31 protein-coding genes and 3 pseudogenes are annotated in these 24081 nt (G+C 70.4%); 20 read left to right on the top strand and 14 right to left on the bottom strand.

Going from position 1 to position 24081, the window contains the following annotated elements:
- Positions 1 to 40: 40 nt before the first annotated feature.
- Positions 41 to 400, bottom strand: a complete 360-nt coding sequence (locus tag ACFYVR_RS01010) for an Rv2640c family ArsR-like transcriptional regulator (protein ID WP_387468738.1) — start codon at positions 398 to 400, stop codon at positions 41 to 43.
- Between the two features lie 94 nt (positions 401 to 494).
- On the opposite strand from ACFYVR_RS01010, the gene ACFYVR_RS01015 reads away from it, so the two are divergent.
- Positions 495 to 974 (top strand): ArsI/CadI family heavy metal resistance metalloenzyme, encoded by a 480-nt coding sequence (locus ACFYVR_RS01015; RefSeq protein WP_387468739.1) that lies wholly within the window; start codon positions 495 to 497, stop codon positions 972 to 974.
- Between the two features lie 173 nt (positions 975 to 1147).
- Here the strand turns inward: ACFYVR_RS01015 and ACFYVR_RS01020 are convergent, their stop codons facing one another.
- From ACFYVR_RS01020 to ACFYVR_RS01030, 3 genes are read right to left on the bottom strand one after another with little or no spacing between them, the layout of a single operon-like run.
- On the bottom strand, positions 1148 to 1564 hold the full coding sequence (locus ACFYVR_RS01020; protein WP_387468740.1) for an arsenate reductase ArsC: 417 nt from the start codon (positions 1562 to 1564) through the stop codon (positions 1148 to 1150).
- Positions 1565 to 1566: 2 nt separating this feature from the next.
- The gene (arsB, locus tag ACFYVR_RS01025; RefSeq protein WP_387468741.1) at positions 1567 to 2643 is read right to left on the bottom strand and encodes an ACR3 family arsenite efflux transporter; all 1077 of its coding nucleotides are present in this window, start codon (positions 2641 to 2643) and stop codon (positions 1567 to 1569) included.
- A complete protein-coding gene (locus tag ACFYVR_RS01030) occupies positions 2640 to 3026 on the bottom strand; it encodes an ArsR/SmtB family transcription factor (protein ID WP_387468742.1) in 387 nt (128 codons plus the stop codon). The genes arsB and ACFYVR_RS01030 overlap by 4 nt, the downstream gene beginning before the upstream one ends.
- A 147-nt stretch (positions 3027 to 3173) precedes the next feature.
- Between ACFYVR_RS01030 and ACFYVR_RS01035 the strand changes: the two genes are divergently transcribed.
- The 3 genes from ACFYVR_RS01035 to ACFYVR_RS01045 all read left to right on the top strand — a co-directional run bounded on the left by ACFYVR_RS01035 (position 3174) and on the right by ACFYVR_RS01045 (position 8151).
- Entirely contained in the window at positions 3174 to 6131 is a 2958-nt protein-coding gene (locus tag ACFYVR_RS01035; RefSeq protein WP_387468743.1) for an ATP-binding protein, read from the top strand.
- A 91-nt stretch (positions 6132 to 6222) separates the two neighbouring features.
- The gene (locus ACFYVR_RS01040) at positions 6223 to 6645 is read left to right on the top strand and encodes a PPOX class F420-dependent oxidoreductase (protein WP_387468744.1); all 423 of its coding nucleotides are present in this window, start codon (positions 6223 to 6225) and stop codon (positions 6643 to 6645) included.
- Between the two features lie 114 nt (positions 6646 to 6759).
- Positions 6760 to 8151, top strand: coding sequence for an FAD-binding oxidoreductase (locus ACFYVR_RS01045; protein WP_387468745.1), 1392 nt, complete (start codon positions 6760 to 6762; stop codon positions 8149 to 8151).
- 12 nt (positions 8152 to 8163) lie between these two features.
- Here the strand turns inward: ACFYVR_RS01045 and ACFYVR_RS01050 are convergent, their stop codons facing one another.
- Positions 8164 to 8406, bottom strand: a complete 243-nt coding sequence (locus tag ACFYVR_RS01050; RefSeq protein WP_387468746.1) for a hypothetical protein — start codon at positions 8404 to 8406, stop codon at positions 8164 to 8166.
- A gap of 158 nt (positions 8407 to 8564) precedes the next feature.
- Here ACFYVR_RS01050 and ACFYVR_RS01055 point away from each other — a divergent pair, with 158 nt between their 5' ends.
- From ACFYVR_RS01055 to ACFYVR_RS01065, 3 genes are all read left to right on the top strand, one after another.
- Positions 8565 to 9008, top strand: coding sequence for a DUF4383 domain-containing protein (locus ACFYVR_RS01055; RefSeq protein ID WP_387468747.1), 444 nt, complete (start codon positions 8565 to 8567; stop codon positions 9006 to 9008).
- Between the two features lie 15 nt (positions 9009 to 9023).
- Entirely contained in the window at positions 9024 to 9497 is a 474-nt protein-coding gene (locus ACFYVR_RS01060) for a DUF4383 domain-containing protein (protein ID WP_387468748.1), read from the top strand.
- Positions 9498 to 9589: 92 nt separating this feature from the next.
- The gene (locus tag ACFYVR_RS01065) at positions 9590 to 10117 is read left to right on the top strand and encodes a hypothetical protein (RefSeq protein WP_387468749.1); all 528 of its coding nucleotides are present in this window, start codon (positions 9590 to 9592) and stop codon (positions 10115 to 10117) included.
- A 208-nt stretch (positions 10118 to 10325) separates the two neighbouring features.
- On the opposite strand, the gene ACFYVR_RS01070 is transcribed toward ACFYVR_RS01065, so the two are convergent.
- Positions 10326 to 10565 carry a hypothetical protein gene (locus ACFYVR_RS01070; protein ID WP_387468750.1) on the bottom strand — a complete coding sequence of 80 codons (240 nt, stop codon included), beginning with the start codon at positions 10563 to 10565 and terminating at the stop codon, positions 10326 to 10328.
- Positions 10566 to 10719: 154 nt separating this feature from the next.
- On the opposite strand from ACFYVR_RS01070, the pseudogene ACFYVR_RS01075 reads away from it, so the two are divergent.
- Positions 10720 to 11534: pseudogene (locus ACFYVR_RS01075) on the top strand (ornithine decarboxylase); the annotation flags it as partial.
- A 13-nt stretch (positions 11535 to 11547) separates the two neighbouring features.
- On the opposite strand, the gene ACFYVR_RS01080 reads toward ACFYVR_RS01075, so the two are convergent.
- The gene (locus ACFYVR_RS01080; RefSeq protein ID WP_387468751.1) at positions 11548 to 11859 is read right to left on the bottom strand and encodes a hypothetical protein; all 312 of its coding nucleotides are present in this window, start codon (positions 11857 to 11859) and stop codon (positions 11548 to 11550) included.
- Between the two features lie 166 nt (positions 11860 to 12025).
- Between ACFYVR_RS01080 and ACFYVR_RS01085 the strand changes: the two genes are divergently transcribed.
- The 11 genes and pseudogenes from ACFYVR_RS01085 to ACFYVR_RS01135 all read left to right on the top strand — a co-directional run bounded on the left by ACFYVR_RS01085 (position 12026) and on the right by ACFYVR_RS01135 (position 18282).
- Positions 12026 to 12772, top strand: a complete 747-nt coding sequence (locus ACFYVR_RS01085) for a hypothetical protein (protein WP_387468752.1) — start codon at positions 12026 to 12028, stop codon at positions 12770 to 12772.
- 5 nt (positions 12773 to 12777) lie between these two features.
- On the top strand, positions 12778 to 13974 hold the full coding sequence (locus ACFYVR_RS01090) for an SRPBCC family protein (protein WP_387468753.1): 1197 nt from the start codon (positions 12778 to 12780) through the stop codon (positions 13972 to 13974).
- Positions 13971 to 14375 (top strand): gas vesicle protein GvpJ, encoded by a 405-nt coding sequence (gene gvpJ / locus ACFYVR_RS01095; protein ID WP_387468754.1) that lies wholly within the window; start codon positions 13971 to 13973, stop codon positions 14373 to 14375. Before ACFYVR_RS01090 ends, gvpJ (ACFYVR_RS01095) begins: the two co-directional genes overlap by 4 nt.
- Positions 14372 to 15175 carry a GvpL/GvpF family gas vesicle protein gene (locus ACFYVR_RS01100; protein WP_387468755.1) on the top strand — a complete coding sequence of 268 codons (804 nt, stop codon included), beginning with the start codon at positions 14372 to 14374 and terminating at the stop codon, positions 15173 to 15175. The genes gvpJ (ACFYVR_RS01095) and ACFYVR_RS01100 overlap by 4 nt, the downstream gene beginning before the upstream one ends.
- A gap of 2 nt (positions 15176 to 15177) precedes the next feature.
- Positions 15178 to 15324 (top strand): hypothetical protein, encoded by a 147-nt coding sequence (locus ACFYVR_RS01105; protein WP_387468756.1) that lies wholly within the window; start codon positions 15178 to 15180, stop codon positions 15322 to 15324.
- 7 nt (positions 15325 to 15331) lie between these two features.
- The gene (locus ACFYVR_RS01110; protein ID WP_387468757.1) at positions 15332 to 15658 is read left to right on the top strand and encodes a gas vesicle protein; all 327 of its coding nucleotides are present in this window, start codon (positions 15332 to 15334) and stop codon (positions 15656 to 15658) included.
- Positions 15655 to 15990: pseudogene (gene gvpJ, locus ACFYVR_RS01115) on the top strand (gas vesicle protein GvpJ); the annotation flags it as partial. The gene ACFYVR_RS01110 and the pseudogene gvpJ (ACFYVR_RS01115), both read left to right, overlap by 4 nt.
- 136 nt (positions 15991 to 16126) lie before the next feature.
- Positions 16127 to 16915, top strand: a complete 789-nt coding sequence (locus ACFYVR_RS01120) for a GvpL/GvpF family gas vesicle protein (protein WP_387468758.1) — start codon at positions 16127 to 16129, stop codon at positions 16913 to 16915.
- Positions 16912 to 17103, top strand: a complete 192-nt coding sequence (locus ACFYVR_RS01125; RefSeq protein ID WP_387468759.1) for a gas vesicle protein — start codon at positions 16912 to 16914, stop codon at positions 17101 to 17103. Before ACFYVR_RS01120 ends, ACFYVR_RS01125 begins: the two co-directional genes overlap by 4 nt.
- Positions 17100 to 17399: a gas vesicle protein K gene (locus ACFYVR_RS01130; RefSeq protein WP_387468760.1), complete on the top strand. Its 300-nt coding sequence runs from the start codon at positions 17100 to 17102 to the stop codon at positions 17397 to 17399. Before ACFYVR_RS01125 ends, ACFYVR_RS01130 begins: the two co-directional genes overlap by 4 nt.
- 31 nt (positions 17400 to 17430) lie before the next feature.
- A complete protein-coding gene (locus ACFYVR_RS01135; protein ID WP_387468761.1) occupies positions 17431 to 18282 on the top strand; it encodes an SDR family oxidoreductase in 852 nt (283 codons plus the stop codon).
- Positions 18283 to 18313: 31 nt separating this feature from the next.
- Here ACFYVR_RS01135 and ACFYVR_RS01140 read toward each other — a convergent pair whose 3' ends face one another.
- Positions 18314 to 19903, bottom strand: a complete 1590-nt coding sequence (locus ACFYVR_RS01140; protein ID WP_387468762.1) for a phytoene desaturase family protein — start codon at positions 19901 to 19903, stop codon at positions 18314 to 18316.
- Complete coding sequence (locus tag ACFYVR_RS01145) at positions 19900 to 20388, bottom strand: SRPBCC family protein (protein WP_387468763.1); 489 nt, start codon at positions 20386 to 20388, stop codon at positions 19900 to 19902. The genes ACFYVR_RS01140 and ACFYVR_RS01145 overlap by 4 nt, the downstream gene beginning before the upstream one ends.
- A gap of 181 nt (positions 20389 to 20569) precedes the next feature.
- On the opposite strand from ACFYVR_RS01145, the gene ACFYVR_RS01150 reads away from it, so the two are divergent.
- A complete protein-coding gene (locus ACFYVR_RS01150) occupies positions 20570 to 20965 on the top strand; it encodes a low affinity iron permease family protein (RefSeq protein ID WP_387468764.1) in 396 nt (131 codons plus the stop codon).
- Positions 20966 to 20975: 10 nt separating this feature from the next.
- Here ACFYVR_RS01150 and ACFYVR_RS01155 read toward each other — a convergent pair.
- The 5 genes and pseudogenes from ACFYVR_RS01155 to ACFYVR_RS01175 all read right to left on the bottom strand — a co-directional run.
- Positions 20976 to 21243: pseudogene (locus ACFYVR_RS01155) on the bottom strand (glutathione-dependent formaldehyde dehydrogenase); the annotation flags it as partial.
- Positions 21244 to 21522: 279 nt separating this feature from the next.
- A complete protein-coding gene (locus tag ACFYVR_RS01160) occupies positions 21523 to 21849 on the bottom strand; it encodes a PRC-barrel domain-containing protein (RefSeq protein WP_387468765.1) in 327 nt (108 codons plus the stop codon).
- The gene (locus tag ACFYVR_RS01165; protein WP_387468766.1) at positions 21836 to 22240 is read right to left on the bottom strand and encodes a hypothetical protein; all 405 of its coding nucleotides are present in this window, start codon (positions 22238 to 22240) and stop codon (positions 21836 to 21838) included. The genes ACFYVR_RS01160 and ACFYVR_RS01165 overlap by 14 nt, the downstream gene beginning before the upstream one ends.
- On the bottom strand, positions 22237 to 23463 hold the full coding sequence (locus tag ACFYVR_RS01170) for an NRAMP family divalent metal transporter (protein ID WP_387468767.1): 1227 nt from the start codon (positions 23461 to 23463) through the stop codon (positions 22237 to 22239). Before ACFYVR_RS01170 ends, ACFYVR_RS01165 begins: the two co-directional genes overlap by 4 nt.
- On the bottom strand, positions 23460 to 23924 hold the full coding sequence (locus tag ACFYVR_RS01175) for a hypothetical protein (RefSeq protein ID WP_387468768.1): 465 nt from the start codon (positions 23922 to 23924) through the stop codon (positions 23460 to 23462). The genes ACFYVR_RS01170 and ACFYVR_RS01175 overlap by 4 nt, the downstream gene beginning before the upstream one ends.
- Positions 23925 to 24081 lie beyond the last annotated feature (157 nt).

Raw genomic sequence — 24081 nt, forward strand, 5'->3', positions numbered from 1 at the left:
CCGCCGGAAACCCCTGCCGGATGAGTCGCGGACGGCGGGTCTACTTGCAGCAGTTGGGGTTCAGGACGAGACGCAGTGCGTCGAGGGCCTCGGTGCGGGCGCGGTGGAAGACGTTCATGCCGCGGCGTTCGGAGGTGACCATGCCGGCCTTGCGGAGCTGGCCGAGGTGATGGCTGACGGTCGATTCCGCGACGTCGACACCGCTGGCCAGATCGCAGGTGCAGACCTCGCCGTCGTCGGCAGCGAGCAGGATCGACACGAGCTTGATCCGGATCGGGTCCGCCAGAGCCTTCAGACGTAGCGCGACCTCGAGCGCGGCGTCGTCGGACATCGGTCCGGCCGAGACCGGGGCGCAGCAGATCGGCGCGGAGACATCGATGACGGGCAGCGTCTTGGGCATGAATCCATCCTACCGACCCTGTTGACTTATGTCGAAAAGGTGGGACCCTGAAGTGGTCACTAATTCGACATATGTCACATACGTGGAGGATGTCATGTCACGCGCCCAACTCGCACTCAACGTCGACGACCTACAGGAGGCCGTCACGTTCTACTCGAAACTGTTCGGCGCCGCGCCGGCGAAACTCGAGCCCGGCTACGCGAACTTCGCCGTCGCCGAGCCACCGCTGAAGCTGGTCCTGCTCGAGAATCCCGGTCAGGGCGGCACCGTCAACCACCTCGGGGTCGAGGTGGAGTCGTCGGAGAAGGTGCACTCCGAAATCGTCCGCCTGACCGGTGAGGGCCTGTTCACCGACGAGGAGATCGGCACCACCTGTTGCTACGCCACCCAGGACAAGGTGTGGGTCACCGGCCCGGCCGGGGAGAGGTGGGAGGTCTACACCGTTCTCGCCGACTCGGAGACGTTCGGATCCAGCCCGCAGCATCCGGGCGACGAGTCCGCCACCGAGGGTGGGGTGTGCTGCGGCACCGCCGCCGCGGGCGAGAAGGCGACCGCCGACACGTCCTGCTGCTGACCACCCCGGGACACGGGGCGGCCGACAATCCGTCCACCGACCCCGTTCTCACGGCCGCAGCGAGAGTGCTGCCCGCGCCAGTGGGCCCGGAGCCGACGACGGCCGGTTCGTGAACCGAGGTGCTCGCCCTGGTCCGGAGGTCCTTCGGGAGGCGGGATCCCGGGCGCGGGTCGTCAGCGGGCGACAGGTCGGGCGGTGAGCTCGGCGATCAGCGCCTCGACCCTGGTCTTGATCTCGTCGCGGATCGGCCGGACCGCGCCCACACCCTGGCCGGCCGGATCGTCGAGGACCCAGTCGCGGTAGCTCTTGCCGGGGAAGACCGGGCAGGTGTCACCACAGCCCATGGTGATCACCACGTCGGAGGCCTGCACCGCGTCGACGGTGAGGATCTTCGGGTTCTCGGCGGAGATGTCGATCCCGACCTCCGCCATCGCCGCCACCGCAGCGGGATTGACCTGCTCGGCGGGCGCGGAGCCTGCGGAGCGGACCTCGATCCGATCCCCGGCCAGCGCGGTGAGGAAGCCCGCGGCCATCTGGGAGCGGCCCGCGTTGTGGACGCAGACGAACAGCACACTCGGTGGTGCGGACACGGTCAGGACTCCTTCGTGGACGTGAAGCGACTGCGGAGGGCGAGGGACACGTAGACGAGGCCGACGAGGACGGGCACCTCGATCAGCGGCCCGACGACTCCGGCGAGGGCCTGTCCGGAGGTGGCGCCGTAGGTGGCGATCGCGACCGCGATCGCGAGTTCGAAGTTGTTGCCCGCGGCGGTGAACGCCAGTGTGGTGGTGCGCTCGTACCCGAGGCCCGTGACGGCGCCGAGGGCGTAGCCGCCGCCCCACATGATCGCGAAATACGCCAGCAGCGGGATGGCGATCCGGACGACGTCCCACGGGTGGGAGGTGATCTGGTGACCCTGCAGCGCGAAGAGGATCACGATGGTGAAGAGCAGTCCGTACAGCGCCCATGGCCCGATCCGCGGCAGGAACCGCTCCTCGTACCACTCGCGGCCCTTGGCTTTCTCGCCGTTGCGGCGGGTCAGGTAGCCGGCGAGCAGCGGGATGCCGAGGAAGATGAGTACCGATTTGGCGATCTGCCATGGTGAGGTGTCGATCGTGGTCTGCTCGAGCCCCAGCCAGCCGGGCAGGACGGAGAGGTAGAACCAGCCGAGTGCGGCGAACATGAGCACCTGGAACACCGAGTTGATCGCGACCAGGACGGCGGCGGCCTCGCGGTCGCCGCAGGCGAGGTCGTTCCAGATGACCACCATCGCGATGCAGCGGGCCAGGCCGACGATGATCAGCCCGGTCCGGTATGCGGGCAGGTCGGCCAGGAAGATCCAGGCGAGGGCGAACATCAGGGCCGGGCCGAGCACCCAGTTCAGCACCAGCGACCCGACCAGGAGTTTCCGGTCGCCGGTGACGGTGTCGAGGCGGTCGTAGCGGACCTTCGCCAGGACCGGGTACATCATGATCAGCAGGCCGAGGGCGATCGGCAGGGAGATGCCGTCGATCTCCACCGCGGACAGGACGTCCCCGAGTCCGGGGATCAGTCGGCCGAGCAGCAGGCCCGCGACCATCGCGACGCCGATCCACACCGGCAGGAACCGATCGAGGGTCGACAGCTTCCCGACGACGGCAGAGTGATCCGTGGTGGCGGTCTCGCTCATGCCGGTACCTCCGCGCACTGCGCCGACGGCACTGCGGGCGCGCTCTCGGTCAGCAGAACCGCCGAGAGTTGCCGCAGCGCGGACGGGATCACCCAGTAGTAGACCCAGGTGCCGCGGCGTTCGCAGTCCAACAGACCGGCCTCGCGCAGCACCTTCAGGTGATGGGAGATCGTCGGCTGCGACAGGTCGAACGACCCGGAGATGTCGCACACGCACGCCTCGCCGCCGGCGTGGGAGGCGACCAGCGAGAGCAGACGCAGGCGCACCGGATCCCCCAGCGCCTTGAACATCCGGGCCAGATCCCCCGCCCAGTCCTCGGTCAGGGGCTCACGCACCAGCGGCGAGCAGCACGCACCGTCATCCTGCGGACCTTGATTCGACATTGGTCAATATTGACATCTGTCGAAGCAAGCGGCAACCGCGGATCGGACGGGCCGGCGACGGATGCTGATGGCCTCGGTGAGGACGCTGCACGAGCACTCCCCGCCGCCGACGTGCCGGTCTACCCTGGCTTCTCAGGAGGCCACACCATGCTGCAGGTTGCTCTCCTCGGCGAACAGGCGATCATCGACACGGAGACCGGGGACGCCGCGACCCGGTCGCCGCGGTCGGTGGCGTTGCTCGCCTTCCTCGTCGCGCACGCCGGGGTGCCGCAGCCGCGGCAGCGGATCGCGGCGACGTTCTGGCCCGATTCCCCGGATGGGCAGGCGTTGACCAATCTGCGCCGCGAGCTGCACCATCTGCGCCGCGCGGTACGCGATTCACCGTCACTGGTGGTGAGGGCGACGGACCTGTGTTGGCGCGACGGCGACGACGTGGAGGTCGACGCCCGCGTCTTCCAGCTCGAGGGTGAGCGCGCCCGTGCGGCTGCGGACCGCGGTGACCACGACGCCGCGAGCGCCCATGCCTCGGTGGCGCTGCCCGTCTACCGCGGACCTTTCCTGCCGGGCAGTGACGACGAGTGGGCCGCCACCGTCCGGGCGGACCTCGAGCAGCGATGCGTGGACCTGTGCGACCTGCTGGTCGTCGTCCGTGGCCTGACCGGTGACGCCGCCGGCGCCTCCGAGGCCGCTCGCCGCCGGGTCGCGCTGCGGCCCCTCGAGGAGGTGGGATACCGGGCGCTGATGGGGCTGCAGGTCGATCTGGGCGACCGGGCGGGCGCGGTGCGTACCTACCACCGCTGCGCGGCGATCCTGGACCGCGAGCTCGGGGTCCAACCCGATCGCGTGACGCGGCAGGCGTTCGAACGACTCCTCGATGACGAAAGATCCAGTGCTCGACGGTCGCTCGGTGTGCGCACACCGGCTGCGCCGCTGGTCGGACGGGAGGCGGAACTGGCGACACTCACGGCGTTGTGGCGACATGCCGGTGCCGGAGCCGCCGCGGTCGTCCTCGTCCGCGGCGACGCGGGGGTCGGGAAGACCCGCCTCGTCGACGAGTTCACGCGCCGGACACGCTGCCCCCGAGCGGCCCACAGTCGTTGTTTCGCGGCGGCGGGACGCCTTCCGTTCGCGCCGATCGCCGAGTGGCTCCGTCACCCCGCGATCGCCGACGGCGCGAGAACCCTCGCGCCGCCGTGGCAGGTGGAGGTCGAGCGCCTGACCGCCCTCGATCCCGGCAACACCGACCGCCGGGCGCAGACGCCGGGCGGACTGGGAATGGCGGACGCGTGGCAGCGTCACCGCTTCGTGGAGGGCCTGGCCCGGGCGCTGCTCGCCGGAGGTCGACCCACCGTCCTCGTCCTCGACGACCTGCAGTGGTGCGACCCGGAGACGCTCGAGTTCCTCGGCTACCTCGTCCGCACGTTCCCCCGAGCACCACTGCTGATCGCGGCGACGATGCGTGGCGACGGACCGGACGTCGCGCGACTGATCGGGCGGCCGAGTGCGGGTGGACCCGTCACCGAACTCGTGGTCGCACCGCTCGACCCCGCCGCCACCGCCCGGCTGGGCGACGCGGTCGCGCGCCGGAGGTTGTCGGACCGGGAGCACGCTCTGCTGCACGCGGGGACCGGCGGCTTCCCGCTGTATGTCGTGGAGGCGGTGCGGTCGGCGGACGGACACCCGCTGGCCGCCGACCGCCTGCGGGACGTCCTCGGAGCCCGGCTGGCGACCGCAGGCCCGGACGCGGACACCGTCGCCGGACTCGTCGCCGCCGCGGGCCGCGACGTCACCCTCGACCTGCTCGTCGAAGCCGGCGATCTCGAACCTCTCGCGGTGGTCCGGGCCGTCGACACCCTGTGGCGTCAACGCATCCTGCGCGAGACGGGCCGCGGCTACGACTTCGCCCACGACCTGTTGCGCGAGGCCGCCTACGCGCGGATCGACTCCCCGCACCGCTGGCTGCTGCACCGCCGCCTGGCGCAGGGACTCGCGCTGCTGCACGCCGACGACCTCGATCCGTTCTGCGCGCAACTCGCCCGCCAGTACGATCGCGGCGGCCGACCCGACCGCGCCGTCCCCCACTACCTGCGTGCCGCCGAGATCGCCTCGGCCACATTCGGATACGACGAGGCCACCCGGCTGCATCGGGCCGCCCTCGTCGCGGTCCGGAAGGGACCGGCCAGCGCCGAGTCGCGGCGACGCGAACTGGCCGTGCTCGAGGCGTCGGCAGCGCCACTGACCGCGTCCCGCGGGTACGCGTCGCCCGACCTGCAGGAAGTGCTCGAACGGGCCGTCGACCTCGCCGAGCAGCTCGGGCGGCGGAAGTCGCTGGTCGCGGGCCTGGTCGGCCTGTGGTCGTCACGGTTCGTGCAGGGCCGCAACCTCGACGCCGAACGGGTCGCGGCCCGGGCACTGGCCGTCGCGGAGGCCGACGGCGACGCCGACGCCGTCGGGGCGGCGCATTTCGCGTGCGGCGGTTCGGCGGTCAGCCTCGCGGAACCCGATGCCGCACTGCGGCATTTCGCGGCCGCCGACGACCTGACCGGCGGCACCCGCAACCTGTGGGTCGGTGCCCGCTACGACGTCCACGGGCGCGCCTGGTCCGCGCACGCACTGTGGCTGCGGAACCGCCCCGACGACGCACGCGTCGCCGCGGAATCGGCGGTCGCTCTCGCCCGCGAGGCCGACCAGCCGTACAGCCTCGCCGTCGCGCTGGCCTACGGGGCGATCACCGACCAGCTCCGCGGCGACACCGACGCACTGCACCGGACGGTCACCGAGCTGCGGGCACTGTGCGGCCGGTACGGGTTCGCGTACTACCGGGAGTGGGCCCTGGTCCTCGACGGCTGGGCGCGCTCCCGCATCGACCTCGCCACCGCGGGAGTCGACCGGCTCCGGGCGACGGGATCGTTCGCGCGCATGCCGTACTGGCTGATCCTGCTCGCCGACGTGCACGCCCGGGCCGGGCACATCGCCACCGCCCGCGCGATCGTCGACGCCGCGTTGACCTCGGCCCGCACCCACAGCGACCTGTGGTGGCTGCCCGAGGTGCTGCGGCGTCGCGCAGACCTCGCTAGCGTCGAGGATGTGTCCCAGGACACCTGAGGGCGCCGTGGTCCGACGGTTCGTGCCCTCGGACGCCACGGTTCCCTCGGCCGCCGCAGTGCCCTCGGCCGCTACGAGTGAGGAGTCCCTGATGTCCCGACCACCGCTGCCGGCGAACGCGATCGAGGTGCTCGCCCGTGCCAATCCGGCCGTGATCACCACCCTGCGGTCGGACGGCGCTCCGGTCTCGGCCGCCACCTGGTACCTGTGGGAGGACGGGCGGATCCTGGTCAACATGGACGACGGGCGGGTGCGCCTGCGGCACCTGCGGCGCGATCCGCGGGTGACGCTGACGGTTCTCGACTCCGGCAGCTGGTACACCCACGTCACCCTCCTCGGCCGCGTCACCGAGATGTACCCCGACGAGGAGCTCACCGACATCGACCGGCTCTCCCAGCACTATGCGGGCAACTCGTATCCGGACCGGGTGCGGGGCCGGACGAGTGCCTGGATCGAGGTCGACCGGTGGCACGGGTGGGGTGCGGCGAAGGACAGCGACCAGGCGTCGCCCTGACCGTTCGCGCACGGTCCTCGTGGGCGAACGCTGCGCGAACGGTCGCTGCCTAGCGTCGGACCCGACGACGGCCGAACCGCGGTCGTCGACGATCCGACCGGAGGACCGATCCCCATGACCGCCCTGCCAGCCCTCGACCACACCGAGTTGGTCGCCGCACTGCGTGGCCGCCTCGTCACCCCCACCGATCCCGACTACGACGCCTCCCGCGCGGTCTACAACGCGATGATCGACCGCCGCCCCGCCGCGATTGCGTACTGCCGCGACGCCGCCGACGTCGTCGCGTGCGTCCGGTTCGCCCGCGAGCACGGCGTCACCGTCGCCGTCCGGGGCGGCGGCCACAACGCGGCCGGCCTCGGCATCTGGGAGGACGCCCTCGTGATCGACCTGTCCGAGATGCACAGTGTCACCGTCGATCCGGACCGGCGCACCGTACGCGTCGACGGCGGCTGCGTGTGGCGCGACGTCGACCACGCCACCGTCGGGTTCGGGATGGCCACCCCGTCCGGATTCCTCGCCTCCACCGGGGTGGGAGGCCTCACTCTCGGCGGCGGTATCGGATACCTGTCACGGCGATTCGGTCTGACGGTGGACAACCTGCTGGGCGCGGACGTGGTCCTCGCCGACGGCAGTTTCGTCCACGCCGACACCGACCAGCACCCGGACCTGTTCTGGGCGCTGCGCGGAGGCGGCGGCAACTTCGGGATCGTCACCTCGTTCACGTTCCGGTGCCACGACATCGGCGAACACGGCGTCGTGATCGGCGGGCCGGTGCTCTACGACATCGCCGACACCGACGCGGTGATGCGCTGGTACCGGGACCTGCTGCCCGCGCTGCCGGAGGAACTGAGCGGGTGGATCGGACTGTTGACGGTGCCGCCGGCACCGCCGTTCCCGGAGGAGCTGTGGGGCAGGAAGGCGTGCGGCATCGTGTGGTGCTACACCGGACCCCACGACCGGGCCGACGCGATCCTCGAACCGATCCGCAGCTTCGGCGAGCCGATGCTCGTCGGCGTTCACGACCTGCCGTTCACGGCGCTGCAGAGCGCCTTCGACGCACTGTACCCCGCAGGGCTGCAATGGTATTGGCGGGCGGACTTCTTCGAGGAGATCTCCGACACCGCGATCGGTGTCCACGAACGGTTCGGCGCGGCACTGCCGACCGGTCACTCCACGATGCACATGTACCCGATCGACGGTGCCGCTGCCCGGGTGTCCGACACGGACACCGCCTTCGCGTACCGGGACGGCGGGTGGGCCGGCGTGATCGTCGGCGTCGATCCGGACCCCGGTAACGCCGACGTCATCACCGCCTGGGCGAAGGACTACTGGACCGACCTGCATCCCACGTCGGCGGGCGGCGCGTACGTCAACTTCCTGATGGACGAGGGCCGGGACCGGGTGCGCGACGCCTACCGCGGCAACTACGACCGGCTCGCCCGGATCAAGCGTCACTACGACCCCGACAACTTCTTCCACGTCAACCAGAACATCGCGCCGGCGTGACCGGCTCACGCGTCAGCGCACACGCCGATGCTCGGCAACGACACCCGCGACGCCTGCCGCCAGGACGAGCACCCCCGCCACTCCGGTGATCCACGCCCAGCCCTCGAACCCGTATCCCGCGGCCGCGAGGCAGGCGGCGACGAGTACCAACCCCACGAGCACCGCGCCGTATCCGAACCAGTTGCGCGCATCCCGCACCGATTCACCCGCCGCGGGGCGGGCGGTGCGGGCGGTGTCGCGCGGATCGTCGCTCATCATCGGCCTCCCAGTCGATCGTCGTCCGGTCTGTCCCGTGGGTCTGCCCCTGCGGCAGTGAGCCCAAACCGCGTTTGGCGGCGCCGCGCGCGGGCACCCCGGCACTGTCACCAGACAGAAGGAGGCGGTTGACAATGCAAGCGCAAGAGAGGGCCCCGATGACCCGGTCACCGGTTCAGGTCGCCGCCCTGATCGTGGGTGCGGTGTTCCTGGTGGTCGGCGTACTGGGGTTCATTCCGGGAATCACCACCAACTACGAGTCGATGGAGTTCGCCGGCCACGAATCCGAGGCGGCGCTCTTCGGGGTGTTCACGGTGTCGATCCTGCACAACATCGTGCACCTGGCCTTCGGTGTCGCCGGGATCGCGATGGCGCGCACAGTCAATGCCGCCCAGTGGTTCCTGATCGGCGGCGGCATCATCTACCTGGCGCTGTGGGTGTACGGGATGATCGTCGACGAGCACTCCACCGCCAACTTCGTTCCGGTGAACACCGCCGACAACTGGCTGCACTTCGGCCTCGGACTCGGCATGGTCGTCGTCGGTCTCGTCCTGGGACGGGTGACAGCGCCGGCCGGGACGTACCGAGCGCGGCACGCCTGACCCGGCCCGACTCGGATGGACCGGCTGCTTCGCACCCGGGTGGGTGCGCGGGACCCCGTTCGCCGGGTGGCCTTCGCCGCGGGGATCGTGTTCCTGGTCGTCGGAGCCCTGGGATTCGTTCCCGGGGTGACGACGGGCTGGGACACGATCGAGCCCGCCGGACACTCGTCGCACGCGATGCTGCTCGGCATGTTCGCAACCTCCGTGCTGCACAACGTCATTCACCTCACCTTCGGAGTCCTCGGGCTCGTCGCATCGCGAACCGCCCGGGGCTCCGCGCTGTTCCTGGCACTCGGCGGTGTCGCGTACCTGCTCCTGTGGGCCTACGGGCTGGCGACACCCGACGAGTCGGCACTCAACGCGCTCCCGGTCAACGCTGCCGACGACTGGCTGCACCTCGCCCTCGGCGTCGCCATGATCACGGCGCTGTTGGTCACCCGTCGGCCCGAACCGCGGCACGCGCGCGCCGCACCACCACCACCCGGCTGACGCCGCCGCGCCGGACGTTTCGGCACGCGACGCCTGGGGCACGCCTCGTGCGAGGCTCCGCGGCTGCGGGGCCGGCAAACGAGGAGTCCGACATGAGCACCCAAACCATTGTGTGGATCATCGTGGCCGTCCTCGCCGTGCTCATCGTGGCGCTGGTGGTCGTCGAACTGCTGCGCCGACGGACCGCACGGCGGCGGGACGAAGCCGAACAGCTCCGCACCGACGCCCGGCAGAAGTCCTTCGACGTGGGTCGCCAGGAAGCCCTCGCCGAGAAGACCGCGGCCGAGGCCCGCGTCGCCGCCGCGGAGGCCGATGCGAAGAAGGCGGAGGCCGATCGCCTGCGGAACCAGGCCGGCGCCGTCGGAGCCGAGGCCGCGTCCGCACGCGCGGACGTCGACGCACGGTGGGAGCGGGCCGACACGCTCGATCCGGACACACGCGAGCGGTCCGACACCGCAGACACGCGCGAGCGAGCCGAGACCACGGACACCGGCGAGCACGTGGGTACCGGCGACACCCGCGGGCACGCCGAGACCACTGCGACGGGCACCGATCCGAGCGCGACGTCGGACGAGTTGCCCAGGCACCGTCAGACGGTCGAGCACCGCGACGACAGGTGAGGCTCCGCCACAGCGCGCCGCTCACTGCGCGCCGGCGGCCGTCCGCAGATCGTGCACGAGGGCGTCACGGGCATCCTGACGTCACGGCATCCTGACGGTCCTCGCGATCCCGGGCTGCTCCCCCACCAGCAGATCCCGGGCTGCTCCCCCACCAGCATCAGGTCGGCGTCGCTGTCGGGTACGAAGATCTCGGCGCCGGGCGTCCGCGTCAGGCGTCACCGCGGTCCACGAGCTCGTCGTGTCCGGCCTTGCGCGCACAGTGTGCGCAGCAGTAGACGCTGTCGCCGGATTCCACGCCGTGTCCGAGTATTCGACACCGGCAGTGGGCACACACCGGGGCCATCTCCTGGATCGCGCACTCGAAACTGTCGAAGGTTCCGGTCCGGCCGTCCATCGTCATGGTGAACGCCTTGTCGTAGTCGTTTCCGCATGTCGTGCAGGTCGCCATCGCACTGCGCCTCCTCGTCCGTCGATTCGGTTACCTGGCGAACGGGTACCCGGGTCCCGCGCCGGGCAATCCGGGTTTCGGCACCTCCCGGGGTGGGCACGAAGTGTGGATGGACCAGAGCAGGGCACCGCTCCTCGATGCACTCGCCGACTATGCGGACGTGTGCGTCGCCGGCATCCACAAGATGGGCGCCGGCTTCGAGCAGGGATCGGTCTTCCACGGTCAGGGCGACCTCGTCGACCACTCCCGCCTCGCGCAGTGCGCGGATCTCCTGATGACGACGAGCCCGACCGTGATGGTCTACGGCGCGATCGACGGCTGGCGCAGGCACATGGTCGCCGATGGCGAGGCGATCCTCGGGCGGGCGCTGGCGTTGGCCCGCAGCGTCCGCCGCGAGATCGAACGGATACCCGGCCTGCACGTGATGCAGGACGAACTACTCGGTGCCCAGGCCTCCCACGGCCTCGACCGCCTGCAGGTCCTCGTCGACGTGTCCGACCTCGGAGTCAGCGGCTGTCAGTGCGCCGACTGGCTACGCGAACACCGACATCTCGACGTCGGGCTCAGCGACCACCGGCGGATCCTGCCGACGATGTCCCTCGCGGACGACGACAGCACCGCCGAACTGTTGCTGTCCTCGCTGCGGGCACTGACCGAGGCGGCGCCCTCGTTCACGCCGCCGTCGCCCGTCCGTCTGCTCGCTCCCGCGGAGAGGGAACTGGAGTCGGTGACGGCGCCGCGCGAGGCGTTCTTCGGTGACGTCGAGACCGTTGCGCACGACAAGGCCGCGGGACGCGTTGCGCGGAACAGATCACGCCGTATCCGCCCGGGATTCCCGCGGTGGTACCCGGCGAGGAGCTCACCGACGAGATGATCGAGTACCTGCGGTCGGGTCTCGCCGCCGGGATGACGCTTCCCGACTGCGCCGACCCGAAGCTGGACACGATCCGAGTGGTCTCCCGGCGGTGAGAGCGTCGCCTGCTCAGGAGGAGTGATGGTCTCCGCGGTGCGGGACGTGTTCACCGGCGTACTTCTCCGCGCGGTGAGCGGTGTCCACCGCCGCCTTCTCGGCGCGTCGCGCGCTCTCGGCGACGGCGTGCCCCGCGTGCTTGCCGACCTCCATCATGTGCGAATCCGCGACGGTGCCCGCCAGACGTGTAGCCGCGTCGTGGGCCCGACCGCCGTAGTTCGCCTCCTGAATCCTGCGGCCTGCGCCGAACATCCCGTTGGCAACTGCTCCCACCACGGCGCCGGTGAGTGCTCCGATGACCAGTCCGAACCACACATTCCTCATGCAGCCCGGAGTACCCGGCGTTCGGAGCGCGAAACCCGCCTCGTCCGGATGCAGACATGTTCCGGGAATCGCGTTTGGGCGGCACCGGCCGGGGAACTTCTGTGCGCGTGGTCGGACTCGAGGGCGTGGCGTCCGACCCCCGACAGGTGAGGAATGAGGAATGACCATGAAGTCCACGACGAAGACCGCCCTCGCACTGGGAGTCGGGGCCGGGTACGTACTGGGCCGCACCCACAAGATGAAACTCGCCATGATGCTCGCGGCCGGAAGTATGACCGGCCGGCTGCCGGGTTCGCCGCGTGAGTTCCTCCGGCAGGCCGCCGACGCACTCGGAACGTCGGGCGAGTTGGGGAAGATCGGCGAGTCCGTCCGCAGCGACCTCGCCGGCGCAGCCCGCGCCGCCGCGATCACCGCGGCAGCCAACCGGATCGACGCACTGACGCACCGACTCCAGTCGACCGGAACCTCCGCGGAGGGCGAGGACGAGGGCGAGGGCGAGGTGCCCGCCCGGGACACCACGAAGCCGAGCCGGCGACGGACACGCCGCGACACCGAACCCCGCGACGAAGCCGAACCCGAGGACGAGGGCGAACTCGAGGACCAGGCCGAACCCGAGGACGAGGGCGAACTCGACGACACCGGCGAGGGCGAGGCCGACTACGAGGGCGACGAGGAGCCCGAGGACGAAGCCGACTACGACGACGAGGACGACCTCGAGGACCGGGGCGGCGACGAGGACGGCGACGGCAGCGACGATCGCCGCTCATCCACCCGGTCGCGCGGCAGCCGCACGGCCGACCGCGACACCGGGGCGGCGCGGCGACCTCGCCGGACGCGGTCCGACGAACCGTCCCGCACCCGGACCAAGCAACGGGCCAGCGCGAAGGCGCCGGTCCGGCGGACGGGGAGTTGAGTCCCGTGGTGAACGTAACCGAACGCGCCGTCGACAAGCTCCGGTCGACTGTCGACAAGGCGGGATCCGCCGTCTCCGGTGCCGGATCGACGGCCACCGAGGCCGGCAGGAAGGCAACCGGCACGGCGGCGGAACTCACGCCACTGCAACAGTCACTCCAGCATCTGACCGGTGCGCTGGCCGAGCGTGCCGTGAGCGCCGTCGCCGACAAGGTGGGCGGAACCGCGGAACGGCTCACCGACTACGCCGAAGGCGGCGGGGGAAGTCTCCTCGGTGCCGTCACCGGGAGAGTCGTCGGTGGCGAGTCACCCCTGAAAGCGGCAATGGGAGCCGGACTGTCGAACGTCAAGGACCTCGCGCTCGAGAAGTTCGACGCCGTCAAGGAGTCCTTCACGGGCGGCAAGGGGAAGAAGGGCAAGGGCGGAAAGAAGATCAAGCTCACCAACATCGTCGAGCAGATCGACGTCGGCGTGCCCGTGCAGGTGGCGTACGACCAGTGGACACAGTTCGGTCAGTTCCCGACCTTCATGAAGAAGGTCGAGCAGGTCGAGCAGAAGTCCGACGAGAAACTCGCCTGGACGGCCAAGATCTTCTGGTCGCGCCGGACCTGGGAATCCACCATCGTCGATCAGGTGCCTGACGAGCACATCGTGTGGAAGTCCAAGGGCGCCAAGGGTTTCATCGACGGCGCCGTCACATTCCACGAGCTCGGGCCGTCACTCACCCGCATCATTCTGGTGCTCGAGTACCACCCCCACGGCATGTTCGAGAGGACAGGAAACCTCTGGCGCGCCCAGGGCCGCCGTGCACGCCTGGAACTCAAGCACTTCCAGCGCCACGTGATGACCCACAGCACCCTGCACCCCGACGACGTCGAGGGCTGGCGCGGCGAGATCCACGACGGAAAGGTCGTCGAGGAGACCGACCGCGACACCGAAGACCTCGACACCGAAGACGAGGAACGCTCCGACGACGAACGGGACGAATCCGAGGACACGCCCGAGAACGGGGACGAGTCCGAGCACGGGGACGAGTCCGAGCACGGGGAAGAACCCGAGGACAGGGACGAGTCCCGGCCCAGGAAGCGCGCCGCCACATCGGAGGATGCGGAATCCACCGACCGCCCGGCACCACGCCGGCGACGGCGGGCGGCGTCCGCGTCGACACCATCCCGTAAGCAGAAGCAGGAGTCCCGACAATGACCATTGCCACACAGGGCGGCGGCGGTGGAGGGCTCTCCCGGCCGAGCTCCTCCGGACTGGCCGACGTCATCGACACCATCCTCGACAAGGGCCTCGTGATCGACGCGTTCGTGCGGGCATCGCTGGTCGGCATCGAACTGGTCACCATCGATGCACGCATCGTCGTGGCCAGCGTCGACACCTACCTGCGGTTCGCCCAGGCCGTGAACCGCATGGAGATCTCGCAGAGTGAACCGGTCGGGCTCCCCGGACTCGTCGGCGACATCACCCAGGGCGGATCCAAACAGAAGACGAAGGGCGCATTGGAAGCGGCGGGCGAGACCGTGTCCGACTTCCTCGGTGAGATCCAGGATGCGCGCCGGGACAAGGCAGACCGGTCACGGAAGCAGGAGGAACGATGATGGCGGCACCGGAAGACACCCGAACCGAGGAAGCCCGAACCGAAACCGCCGTGTACGTCTACGGAATCGTGCCCGCCGACGTCGAGGCCGAACCCGACGCCACCGGTGTCGGCGATCCCCCTTCCGGTGTGGACACCGTGCGACACGAGGACATCGCGGCCCTGGTGAGCGAGGTGCGGATCGACCGGCCACTGGGACGCCCGGAGGACCTCGAGGCCCACGCCCACCTGCTCGACGGTGCCGCCGCGGTCGTCCCCGTCCTGCCGCTGAAGTTCGGTGCCGTCGTGACGGACACCGACGCCGTCACCGACGAACTTCTGGCCCCGCATCACGACGAGTTTCGTACCGCACTCGATCAGGTGGAGGGCAAGGCGCAGTACGTGGTCAAGGGCCGCTACGACGAATCCGCCGTGCTCCAGGAGATTCTCTCCGAGAACGAGGACGCGGCGCGACTGCGGGACGAGATCCGGGAGGTATCCGAGGACGCCGGCCGCGACGCCCGCATCGCCCTCGGTGAACTCGTCTCGAATGCGGTGACCGCGAAGCGTGATGCGGACACCGCGACCGTGGTCGAGGCGGTCCGATCGGTCACCGACGACGTCCGGGTCCGGCCCCCCACCCACGACCTCGACGCGGTGCACCTGGCGGTGCTGATCAAGCTGGACGCGGAGGAGGACCTGGGGTCCGCGCTGTCGCCGGTCGCGGACGATTGGTCGGAGCGCGTCGAACTGCGCGTGGTGGGTCCGATGGCGGCCTACGACTTCGTCGCCGCCCCTGCACCGGACGAGGCCGAGGCGTGACGATGACGGGCCTGCTCTCGACGATCGCGGGTCTCTCGCTCGCTCCGGTCCGCGAGCGGACCACCGTGACCGCCGACCTCCCCGACACCGACCGTGACACCGACACCGACACCGACCGTGACGACCGCCGCGGCCCGCCGAAGGGGTGACCGAGCCGTGAGCAAGGGTTCACGAATCGGCGACGACGTCGACGATCGAGATTCCGAACCGACCTCGCTGTCGGCCGCCGAGGCCGCAGGGGTCGCGATCCGGCACATCTCCGAGCTCACGACCCGCGAGCCGGTCGGGGCGACCTCGGTGTCCCCGACCGACGACGGGTGGCTCGTCGAGGTCGAGGTCGTCGAGGACCGACGGATCCCGACGTCCGCGGACATGCTCGCGCTGTACGAGGTGGAGATCGACCTCGGTGGCGAACTGCTGTCCTACAGCCGCACCCGTCGCTACGCGCGGGGTGCCAGCGATCCGGGCCGGGGTACATCGTGACCGTCATGGGCGGCGGTGGCGTCGCACCGGAACCCTACGGCGGCGGACATCACTCGACGAATCTGGGTGACATCCTCGAACGGGTTCTCGACAAGGGCCTCGTCATCGCCGGCGACATCCAGGTGAACCTGCTCGACATCGAGCTGCTCACCATCAAGTTGCGTCTGGTCATCGCCTCGCTCGAGACGGCCAAGGCCGTCGGAATCAACTGGTGGGAACACGATCCGTGGCTCAGCGGTACGAGTGAGGACCTCGAACTCGAGAACCGTCGGCTCCGCGAACGGGTCGCCGAACTCGAATCGGGTGAGGGCACCCCCGCCGTCGACGCGTCCGGTGCACAGGCCGAACCGGTGTCGCGGACGGCGTCGTCACGAAAGGCGGTGTCGTCGAAGGCGGTGTCGTCGAAGGCGGCGGCGTCACCGAAGGCGAAGTCACCGAGGGAGAAGACACCGGTGGAGGACGAGGGCGATGACGGCTGAGGACACGGGGGTGTGGGTCTACGCCGTCACCGCGTCCCCCCGCGAACCCGCAACGCTGCCGGTCGGAGTCGCCGGTGAACCGGTACGCACCGTGAACTCCGAGGGCCTGATCGCGTTCGTGGGCACCGTCGGCCTCGACGAGTTCGGTACGGCCGCGCTGCATCGGCACCTCGAGGACCTCGACTGGCTGGAAGTCGTGGCCCGGGCGCACGACGCCGTCGTCGCCGCGGTCGCTCACGGCACCGCGACGATTCCGCTGCGACTGGCGACGGTGTGCTCGGACGACAACCGGGTCCTGACACTGCTCGAGCAGCACCGTGCCGAATTCGACGCCGCGCTGCGTCGCGTCGCCGGGCGCGCGGAATGGGGTGTGCGCGCGTACGCCGATCCCGACAGACAGTCGGCCGAGGACGACGAGTCCGGCGCGGCGGGCGGGCCGGGAGCCCGCTATCTGGCGCGGCGGCGGCACGCACTGACCGCGCGGGAGGCCTTCGCCCAGGCGGTCGCCGGCGATGCGGACGAGGTGCACACCGTGCTGATGCGGGTGGCCGCCGCGGCGAGGCGCCAGCCGCCCACGTCGCCGGTACTGACCGGAACCCGCGAGTGGATGCCCCTGAACGGCACGTACCTCGTCGACGAGGAGCGGACGGCGGAGTTCACCGATGCGGTGACGGACTCGGACCGCGCCCACGACCGTCTGCGGCTCGAACTCTCCGGCCCCTGGCCCCCGTACTCGTTCACCGGGATGGCCGAGAACGGTCAGGAGGAAACGCCGTGAACGTCCCTGCTCCGGCGCCCGAACGCCGAATCGCGCTCGTCGATCTCCTCGACCGGGTCCTCGCCGGCGGGGTCGTCGTCGCGGGCGACATCACCCTGTCCATCGCCGACGTCGACCTGGTCCGGATCTCCCTCCGCACCCTGATCTCGTCGGTGCGGGTTGCCGCCCGGACGGACGACGAAGCATGAGCGAACCGCAGCCCCACGGTCTCTCGCAGCGGATCGACTCGGACCCGGAATCCGTCGAGCGCGGCCTCGTCGCCCTCGTCCTGACCCTCGTCGAACTGCTCAGGCAACTGATGGAACGGCAGGCACTGCGACGTGTCGACCAGGGCGATCTCACCGACGACCAGGTGGAGCGGATCGGCCTGACGCTGATGCGGCTCGAATCGAAGATGGACGAACTGCGCGACCATTTCGGACTCACACCCGAGGACCTCAACATCGACCTGGGACCGCTGGGGACCCTGCTGCCGCGGGACTGACCACTCCCGGACGACGACGGACGGAGGAACCATGAGCGACCGGCACCAGCCACACACCATCGACTACCCGGGTTCCACCTCGGAGATGGCGGAGGAACCCCGCGACGAGATGCGCGACTACCGGGGGCGCGGCCTGCTCGACGGGCGGAAGGCACTCGTCACCGGCGGCGACTCCGGCATAGGCCGCGCGGTGGCCGTCGCCTTCGCCAAGGAAGGTGCCGACGTCGCGATCGCCTACCTCAGCGAGGAGGACGACGCCGAGCACACCGCCGAACTCGTTCGCGCCGAGGGCAGGCAGTGCCTCACCCTGCCCGGCGACCTCGCCGACCCCGCGCACTGCCGCACCGTCGTCGAGCGGACCGTCACCGAACTCGGCGGACTGCACGTCCTCGTGAACAACGTCGCCTACCAGAATCCGGTCGACGATCTGACCGAACTCGACGACGCGCAGTGGCGCCGCACCTTCGCCGTCAACATCGACAGCTTCTTCCACGTCACCAAGGCAGCACTGCGGCATCTGGACCGCGGATGCTCGATCGTGAACACCGCCTCGATCAACGGGCTGCGCGGCAACAAGACGCTGATCGACTACTCGGCCACCAAGGGCGCCGTCATCGCGCTCACGTACTCGCTGGCCCAGTCGTTGACGGAACGGGGAATCCGGGTGAACTGCGTGGCACCGGGGCCGGTGTGGACGCCGCTCATCCCCGCCACGATGGGCCCCGAGAGGGTTGCGTCCTTCGGTACCCAGGCCCCGTTCGGGCGCGAGGCGCAACCGGACGAGATCGCCCCCTCCTACGTGTTCTTCGCGTCGGAAACCATGTCGTCGTACTATTCGGGCGAAGTGCTCGCGCCGATCGGCGGCGAAACCCTGCCCGGCTGAAGCCGCACCGGGAGCAGCTCGTTCCGCCGCATCACCACGACCGCAGGACCGAACGTCCGCGCGTGCGGAGCCGACCGGCGACCGTGGCGTCGGTCAACGCCGCCGACGCTGCGTGCGCACCGCACATTCCGTGGACGCCGCCGCCCGGGTGGATCGCGGCACTGGCCAGGTAGAGGCCGTCGACCGGGGTGCGCGCCCCCGCGACGCCGGGGATCGGCCGGAACACCAGCTGCTGGTGCAGTTGCGAAGTCCCTCCGTTGACCGCGCCACCGACGAGGTTCGCATCCGCCGCCTCGAGATCGCCGGGCCGCTGGACACCCCGGTACACCACGCGGTCGAGGACACCGGGAGCGTGCGCGGTCAGCACCTCGTCGATCCGCCGGGCGAGCAGGTCGGCGGCCGCGTCGTGCGTCACTCCCCGCGGGAGATGACTGTAGGCCCAGGCACTCTCGGTACCCTCGGGAGATCTGCCCGGGTCCGCGGTGGTCATCTGGCCCACGATCACGAACGGCTCGCGGGGCACCGTGCCCGTCTCCAGGTCGGCTCCCCACCGGACCAGGCCGTCACCGTCCGCGCCGAGATGCACTGCGCCGCAACCGGACAGGGTCGGTGATCGCCACGGGATCGGGCCGGACAGGGCGTAGTCGACCTTGACCACCGGCGTGTCCCACTCGAAGCGGCCCAGATCCGCCAGCACCCGCCCCGGAACGATCCCGTCGGGCAGCAGCCGACGGTACAGCGCGGGCGCCGAGACGTCCGCGAGCACGGCCCGGCGGACCCGGACCCGGGTGCCGCCGGCCGTGACCACCGCGTGTGCCCGACCACCGGACACCTCGACTCCGGTGACCTCCTGACCGCACCGGACCCGGCAACCGGCGGCTTCGGCGCGCCGCACCAGTGCCCGGGTCAGGGCTCCGGCACCGCCGACCGGTGCCGGGAACCCGAGGTCCTGGGCGAGCATCGTCAGCAGGTAGCCCATCAGACCGCTACCCGCCGACGTCACGGGCACGTCGGCGTGTGCCGCGTTGCCGGCCAGCAGCAGCCGCGCGCCCTCGCCCGCGAACAGCTCCTCCCCCAACCGTCGGACGGGCAGGGCCAGCATCCGCGCGACGCGCAGGGCCTCGGCGCCGCCGATCCTGCGCAGCGCCGTCAGCGGTGCGCGCAGCGGCGGAAACGGGCCGAGAAGTGCCCGCAGCAAAGGTTCCCGCAGCGCCCCCCACTGGGCGTGCAGGCGCAGCCACGCCTCGCCGTCGCCGGCGCACCGGCGTTCGAGATCGGCGGCCGTGTCCGCGGCGTCGGGCCGCATCGTCACCGCGTCCCCGTCGGTGGGCCCGGTCGGGTGCCCGTACGCGAACGGGGCGCGAGCCCACGACAGTCCGTGAGAACGCAGATCGAGCTCCTCGAACACCGGCGACGCGGCGGCGAGCGGGTGAAAGGCGCTGAACAGGTCCATCCGGAATCCGGGATGCAGCTCGGCCGTGCGCGCGGCACCACCCGGTTCCGGCTGGGCCTCGAGCACCACGACGTCCCAGCCGGCGGCGGCGAGGAGAGCGGCCGCGGTGAGGCCGTTCGGGCCGGCGCCGATCACCGCACAGTCGACCGTTTCGGCGTTCCCGCTCACGGGCGGCCCGTTCGGGCACCGGTCGCGCTCTCCGCGATCAGAACCAGTCCGCGCAGGCACTCCCGGTTGCGGGGCAGCACGGCCGTCTCCTGGATCCGGTCGGGAATCCACCGGGTGGGCGCGGTGACCGCATGCTCGAGCAGCTCGACGGTGGACCCGTCCCCGTCCGTGTCGATCCTGATCGCGACCTCCGCGACACCGAAGGGCCAGGCCCGGGCGTGCAGCACCAGTTCCTGCTCCGGAACCGACTTCTCGACCCGGGTCACGTCGTCGAGGAGCAGTGGCCACAACCCGACCGAATGATGAAGGCAGGTACCCACCGCGGGCCGGCCCGGTTCCACCGCGCGGATCCGGGACGCCCCGACCACCCAGCTCGGAAGGCTCCACCCGTCGGCGAGCACGTCCCACACCCGCGCCGGCGTCGCCGCCCGGTCGCAGTCCAGCACGGGGGTCGTGTACGCGAGATCGATCCAGCTGCCTCGCACCGGCCGGCGGGACCGGGCGCGCCACCGCGAGGAGTTCGTGCTCCGCCCGCGCTGCCAGGACGGTCAGCAGCGCGGTGCCGACATTGCCGCTCGCCCCGGTGACCACGATCCTCATGCCGCGGCCCACGGGTGTTCCGATCGAATCGGTTTGCCCGCCTTCGGTTTCGGGTAACCACCGGTGATGCGGTGGTTTCGCGCCGTCGAGGTCCGTCTCGCCGGCGCCTCGACGGTGACCTCCCGCGTCGCCGGCTCGGCGTGGGCACCGACCGTGGCGGCCGGTGCGATCGTCGTCCTCCTCGCGATCGGTGGCCTGCTCGGGTTCTCCCCGGGCTGGGCGTATTTCGTCCACACGATCGGAGCGTTGGTGAGCGTGTTCATGCTGTTCGTCGTGCAGCACTCCACCCGCCGGGAGTCCAATGCGATCCTCCTCAAACTGGACGAGCTGATCCACTCGTCGCAGGAGGCGCACGACGAACTGCTCGACGTCGAGGACCAGGAGGTGCGTGAGCAGGAAATCCTGCACGACGCACTGCACCACGACGACGCCGGCGACGGCGCCGACCGGCACCGGGAGTGAGACGGATCTCTCACGGCACCAGGGAGATCTTGATCGCGCCGTCGCGTTTGGCCTGGAACATCTCGTAGGCACCGGGAGCCTCGGCCAACGGCAGGGTGTGGGTGGCGAACGTGTCCACGCCGAGCGGATCTCCATCGGTGAGCAGCGGCATGATCTGCGGAACCCACCGGTTGACGTTGGCCTGGCCCATCCTGATGGTGACCTGCTTGTCGAACAGGGTCAGCATCGGCAGCGGATCGGTCATGCCGCCGTACCACGCCGATCACCGAGTCGGTTCCGCGGCCGTGCGTCCGGTCCCGGATCGCCGCACCGATGTCGTCGACCTCGGTCAGGTCGAGCACGCGCCAGCACCTCGTACAGGTGCAGGTCCGACCCGCAGATGTTCGTCGTCGTGACCTTCACGATCGCGTCGGTCGGTTCCTCGATCTTCGGCTCGGGAACCGTGTCGACGCTGACCTTCCGCTTTCCCTGCCATGTCACCGCGCCCTCCCTTCGTCGACGACTCCGCACCGATTCGATTCCGCACCGTTCGGTGGCCTACCCCGCACGGCTCCGGCTCAACCGGGTGACGCCAGCACCGGCGAGTACCGGGTGTAGCCCTCACGCAGGGTGACGCAGCCGTCCGCGACTCGGTGCACGTCGCGCCACAGCACCAGGAAGGCCCCCCGTTCGCGCCACCGGAGGAACTGGGCGATCGGCGCCGGCGACCGCACCCGCCGACGCTCGTAACCCAGGAACGATCCGCCGAACCGGGGGCCGACGAGAACGCCGACGACGGTCGGCGGGCCCGCGTCCCCGATCTCGAAGCGGACGTCGACGACCGTGCCGATCCGGGTGCCCGACCCGTCCACGGTGGCGGCGCCGATCAGGTCACTCAGGCGCATGCCGGCCTCCGGGGATCCGTCCGATCAGGTGGTCGCGCACCCACCGTTCGACCCACAGGTGGTCGAGCGACTCACCACTGACGTTCAGGTGCACCGCGACGTCGATCCGGTCGACGTGGGACCAGCGGATCTCGTCGAGGCGTGATCGCGGCGGACGACCCCCGAAAATCCTGGTGGGCAGGGCGTTTCCGCTGAGGATGGTGTCCAGCCGCGGTGCGGGCGAGTCGACGTCGATGTCCGCTCCCGCGTCGAGTCCTGTCAATTCCATGTCGTCGACCACGGTCACCGGGGAGCCGTCGACGTCGACGACCAGGCGGTCGAGCAGGTGCAGACGGGCATCGACCAGGCGTCCGCGGATCGGCGCGGCGGGAAGTGTGTCACGGTGGTTCACGATCCGGCTCCCGTCATGATCAGCAGGGGAATCGCGGCGATCGCCGCGGCGGCGATGAGCGGCGCGTACGCGACCGCGAAGAAGTTCACCACCCGGCCGTTCACGTGCTCGCCCATGTATTCGGGGTCGTTGGCGACGATCAGGATCGGCAGGTACGTCAGCGGCAGGGCGACCGCGGAGAAGACCACCGACACCTCGGTGACCAGGATCGGATCGACCCCGGTGATCAGGATCGCCACACCGACCGTCAGCGCGATCATCATCGACAGGTGGAAGCGGGCGGCGTCGGCGGGCCTGCGGAACTTGCCCCACGTCCAACCGAAGTACTGGGCGAGGGTGTATCCGCCCGACAGCGTCGTCTCGAGCGCCGCACCGAACGTCGCCGCGACCAGACCGACGATCAGAAACGCGAGTGCGAGTTTTCCGCCCGCCGCGGTGACGGTCAGCGCGACCTCGGACAGCGACGTGACCTCGATCGATCGCGGTAGCAGCACCACGGCCGCGCAGCCGGCGATGGCGATCGACAGGACACCGCCGAGGGGGAAACCGATCAGAACGTTCACACGGGAACGGGCTAGGTCCCGCACCGTCCAGCCCTCCTCGACCGCGCCGGAGGAGAAGAAGAAGACCTCGTAGGGCGTCATCGCGGCACCGAACAGCGCGACCGCGTAGAACCAGTACGTCGAGACCGACTCGGTGTCCGGAACGGACGGAACCGCCTGCCCGGCCAGCTCGCCCCAGTTCGGGCCGAGCAGGAACAGTGCAACCGCGAACACGATCAGGCACAGTCCCAGCAACCCGGTGACGTCCTCCATCAGCGAGAACCGCACCCGCCAGACGACCAGCCACACCGCGAACGCGGCGACCGGGAACCACATCAGCGGGCCGACACCCGAGGCCAGCTGCAGCGCCAGGGCGACACCTCCGACCTCGGCCGTCAGGGTGAGCAGGTTGATCAGGAACGACGCCGCCAGATTCGCCAGCGCGGCCCGGGGACCGAGCCGTTCCCGGATGATCTCGAACGTGGCCCGTCCGCTCGCCGCGGCCACTCGGCCCGCCATGTTGGCGTACAGGCAGATGCCGCCGACGCCGAGGACGACGACCCACGCCAGACCGAGACCGAACCGCGACCCCACCACGGCGTTGGTGACGAGGTCCCCGATGTCGAGGAATCCCCCTATCGCGGTGAGGATTCCGAGCGCTACACCGAGCACCTTCGTCATCGCGCGCCGTCCGCGAACTCGGCGAGGAGGCCGGTCAGCGCGGCCAGGTCCGCGTCGAGCGTCGCTGCGTCGGGCGCCGTGGCCGGCCCGTCGACGTGGGACCGGGCGGCGGCGAGGACGGCGGTGGCATCGGCGAGCCGGTCCAGCAGCACGGTGCGGTGCGCCGACTCGTCGACCGTTGCGACCTCGAGTTCCGCCACGGTGTCGTACGAGCCGAGCACCTCCTTCACGGCGTCGGAGACCACGGTGACCGCGTGGTTGCCCGTGGTGTCTCCTCCGCCGTGCTGCTGCAGCGCGAGTCGGGCGGCGGACAGCGCGGACGCCGAGTCGCCCGCCGCCCGGGAGAGGTCCCCCTCTGCCCCTCCCGGGACGCCGGCGCAGGCGACGACAGCCGCGGTACAGGCCACGAACCCCCATCGGCCCGACAGCGGACCGCGGTGCGGGCCCCGATGCCGACCCATGTCGGCTCCTCCGTCCGGAACCGGCGCATCGAAGCCGGTTTTCGTACACCGGACTACCCGGGCGGGTGAAGTCCAAACCACCCCGCGGGGCAGCGGGGTCACGTGGCACCGCCGCGGTGACGTGGTTACCCTCGGTAATCATCCCCGTCAGTTCCTC

The sequence above is a fragment of the Rhodococcus sp. NPDC003318 genome (genome assembly GCF_042879035.1).
Lineage (GTDB): Bacteria > Actinomycetota > Actinomycetes > Mycobacteriales > Mycobacteriaceae > Rhodococcus_G.

Bases quoted from the DNA above. Each gene is read 5' to 3' on its own strand.
- ACFYVR_RS01010 (WP_387468738.1), bottom strand. From the start codon at position 400: ATGCCCAAGACGCTGCCCGTCATCGATGTCTCCGCGCCGATCTGCTGC.
- ACFYVR_RS01015 (WP_387468739.1), top strand. From the start codon at position 495: ATGTCACGCGCCCAACTCGCACTCAACGTCGACGACCTACAGGAGGCC.
- arsB (WP_387468741.1), bottom strand. From the start codon at position 2,643: ATGAGCGAGACCGCCACCACGGATCACTCTGCCGTCGTCGGGAAGCTG.
- ACFYVR_RS01030 (WP_387468742.1), bottom strand. From the start codon at position 3,026: ATGTCGAATCAAGGTCCGCAGGATGACGGTGCGTGCTGCTCGCCGCTG.
- ACFYVR_RS01035 (WP_387468743.1), top strand. From the start codon at position 3,174: ATGCTGCAGGTTGCTCTCCTCGGCGAACAGGCGATCATCGACACGGAG.
- ACFYVR_RS01040 (WP_387468744.1), top strand. From the start codon at position 6,223: ATGTCCCGACCACCGCTGCCGGCGAACGCGATCGAGGTGCTCGCCCGT.
- ACFYVR_RS01045 (WP_387468745.1), top strand. From the start codon at position 6,760: ATGACCGCCCTGCCAGCCCTCGACCACACCGAGTTGGTCGCCGCACTG.
- ACFYVR_RS01050 (WP_387468746.1), bottom strand. From the start codon at position 8,406: ATGAGCGACGATCCGCGCGACACCGCCCGCACCGCCCGCCCCGCGGCG.
- ACFYVR_RS01055 (WP_387468747.1), top strand. From the start codon at position 8,565: ATGACCCGGTCACCGGTTCAGGTCGCCGCCCTGATCGTGGGTGCGGTG.
- ACFYVR_RS01060 (WP_387468748.1), top strand. From the start codon at position 9,024: ATGGACCGGCTGCTTCGCACCCGGGTGGGTGCGCGGGACCCCGTTCGC.
- ACFYVR_RS01065 (WP_387468749.1), top strand. From the start codon at position 9,590: ATGAGCACCCAAACCATTGTGTGGATCATCGTGGCCGTCCTCGCCGTG.
- ACFYVR_RS01070 (WP_387468750.1), bottom strand. From the start codon at position 10,565: ATGGCGACCTGCACGACATGCGGAAACGACTACGACAAGGCGTTCACC.
- ACFYVR_RS01080 (WP_387468751.1), bottom strand. From the start codon at position 11,859: ATGAGGAATGTGTGGTTCGGACTGGTCATCGGAGCACTCACCGGCGCC.
- ACFYVR_RS01085 (WP_387468752.1), top strand. From the start codon at position 12,026: ATGAAGTCCACGACGAAGACCGCCCTCGCACTGGGAGTCGGGGCCGGG.
- gvpJ (WP_387468754.1), top strand. From the start codon at position 13,971: ATGACCATTGCCACACAGGGCGGCGGCGGTGGAGGGCTCTCCCGGCCG.
- ACFYVR_RS01100 (WP_387468755.1), top strand. From the start codon at position 14,372: ATGATGGCGGCACCGGAAGACACCCGAACCGAGGAAGCCCGAACCGAA.
- ACFYVR_RS01105 (WP_387468756.1), top strand. From the start codon at position 15,178: ATGACGGGCCTGCTCTCGACGATCGCGGGTCTCTCGCTCGCTCCGGTC.
- ACFYVR_RS01120 (WP_387468758.1), top strand. From the start codon at position 16,127: ATGACGGCTGAGGACACGGGGGTGTGGGTCTACGCCGTCACCGCGTCC.
- ACFYVR_RS01130 (WP_387468760.1), top strand. From the start codon at position 17,100: ATGAGCGAACCGCAGCCCCACGGTCTCTCGCAGCGGATCGACTCGGAC.
- ACFYVR_RS01135 (WP_387468761.1), top strand. From the start codon at position 17,431: ATGAGCGACCGGCACCAGCCACACACCATCGACTACCCGGGTTCCACC.
- ACFYVR_RS01150 (WP_387468764.1), top strand. From the start codon at position 20,570: ATGCGGTGGTTTCGCGCCGTCGAGGTCCGTCTCGCCGGCGCCTCGACG.
- ACFYVR_RS01160 (WP_387468765.1), bottom strand. From the start codon at position 21,849: ATGCGCCTGAGTGACCTGATCGGCGCCGCCACCGTGGACGGGTCGGGC.
- ACFYVR_RS01170 (WP_387468767.1), bottom strand. From the start codon at position 23,463: ATGACGAAGGTGCTCGGTGTAGCGCTCGGAATCCTCACCGCGATAGGG.
- ACFYVR_RS01175 (WP_387468768.1), bottom strand. From the start codon at position 23,924: ATGGGTCGGCATCGGGGCCCGCACCGCGGTCCGCTGTCGGGCCGATGG.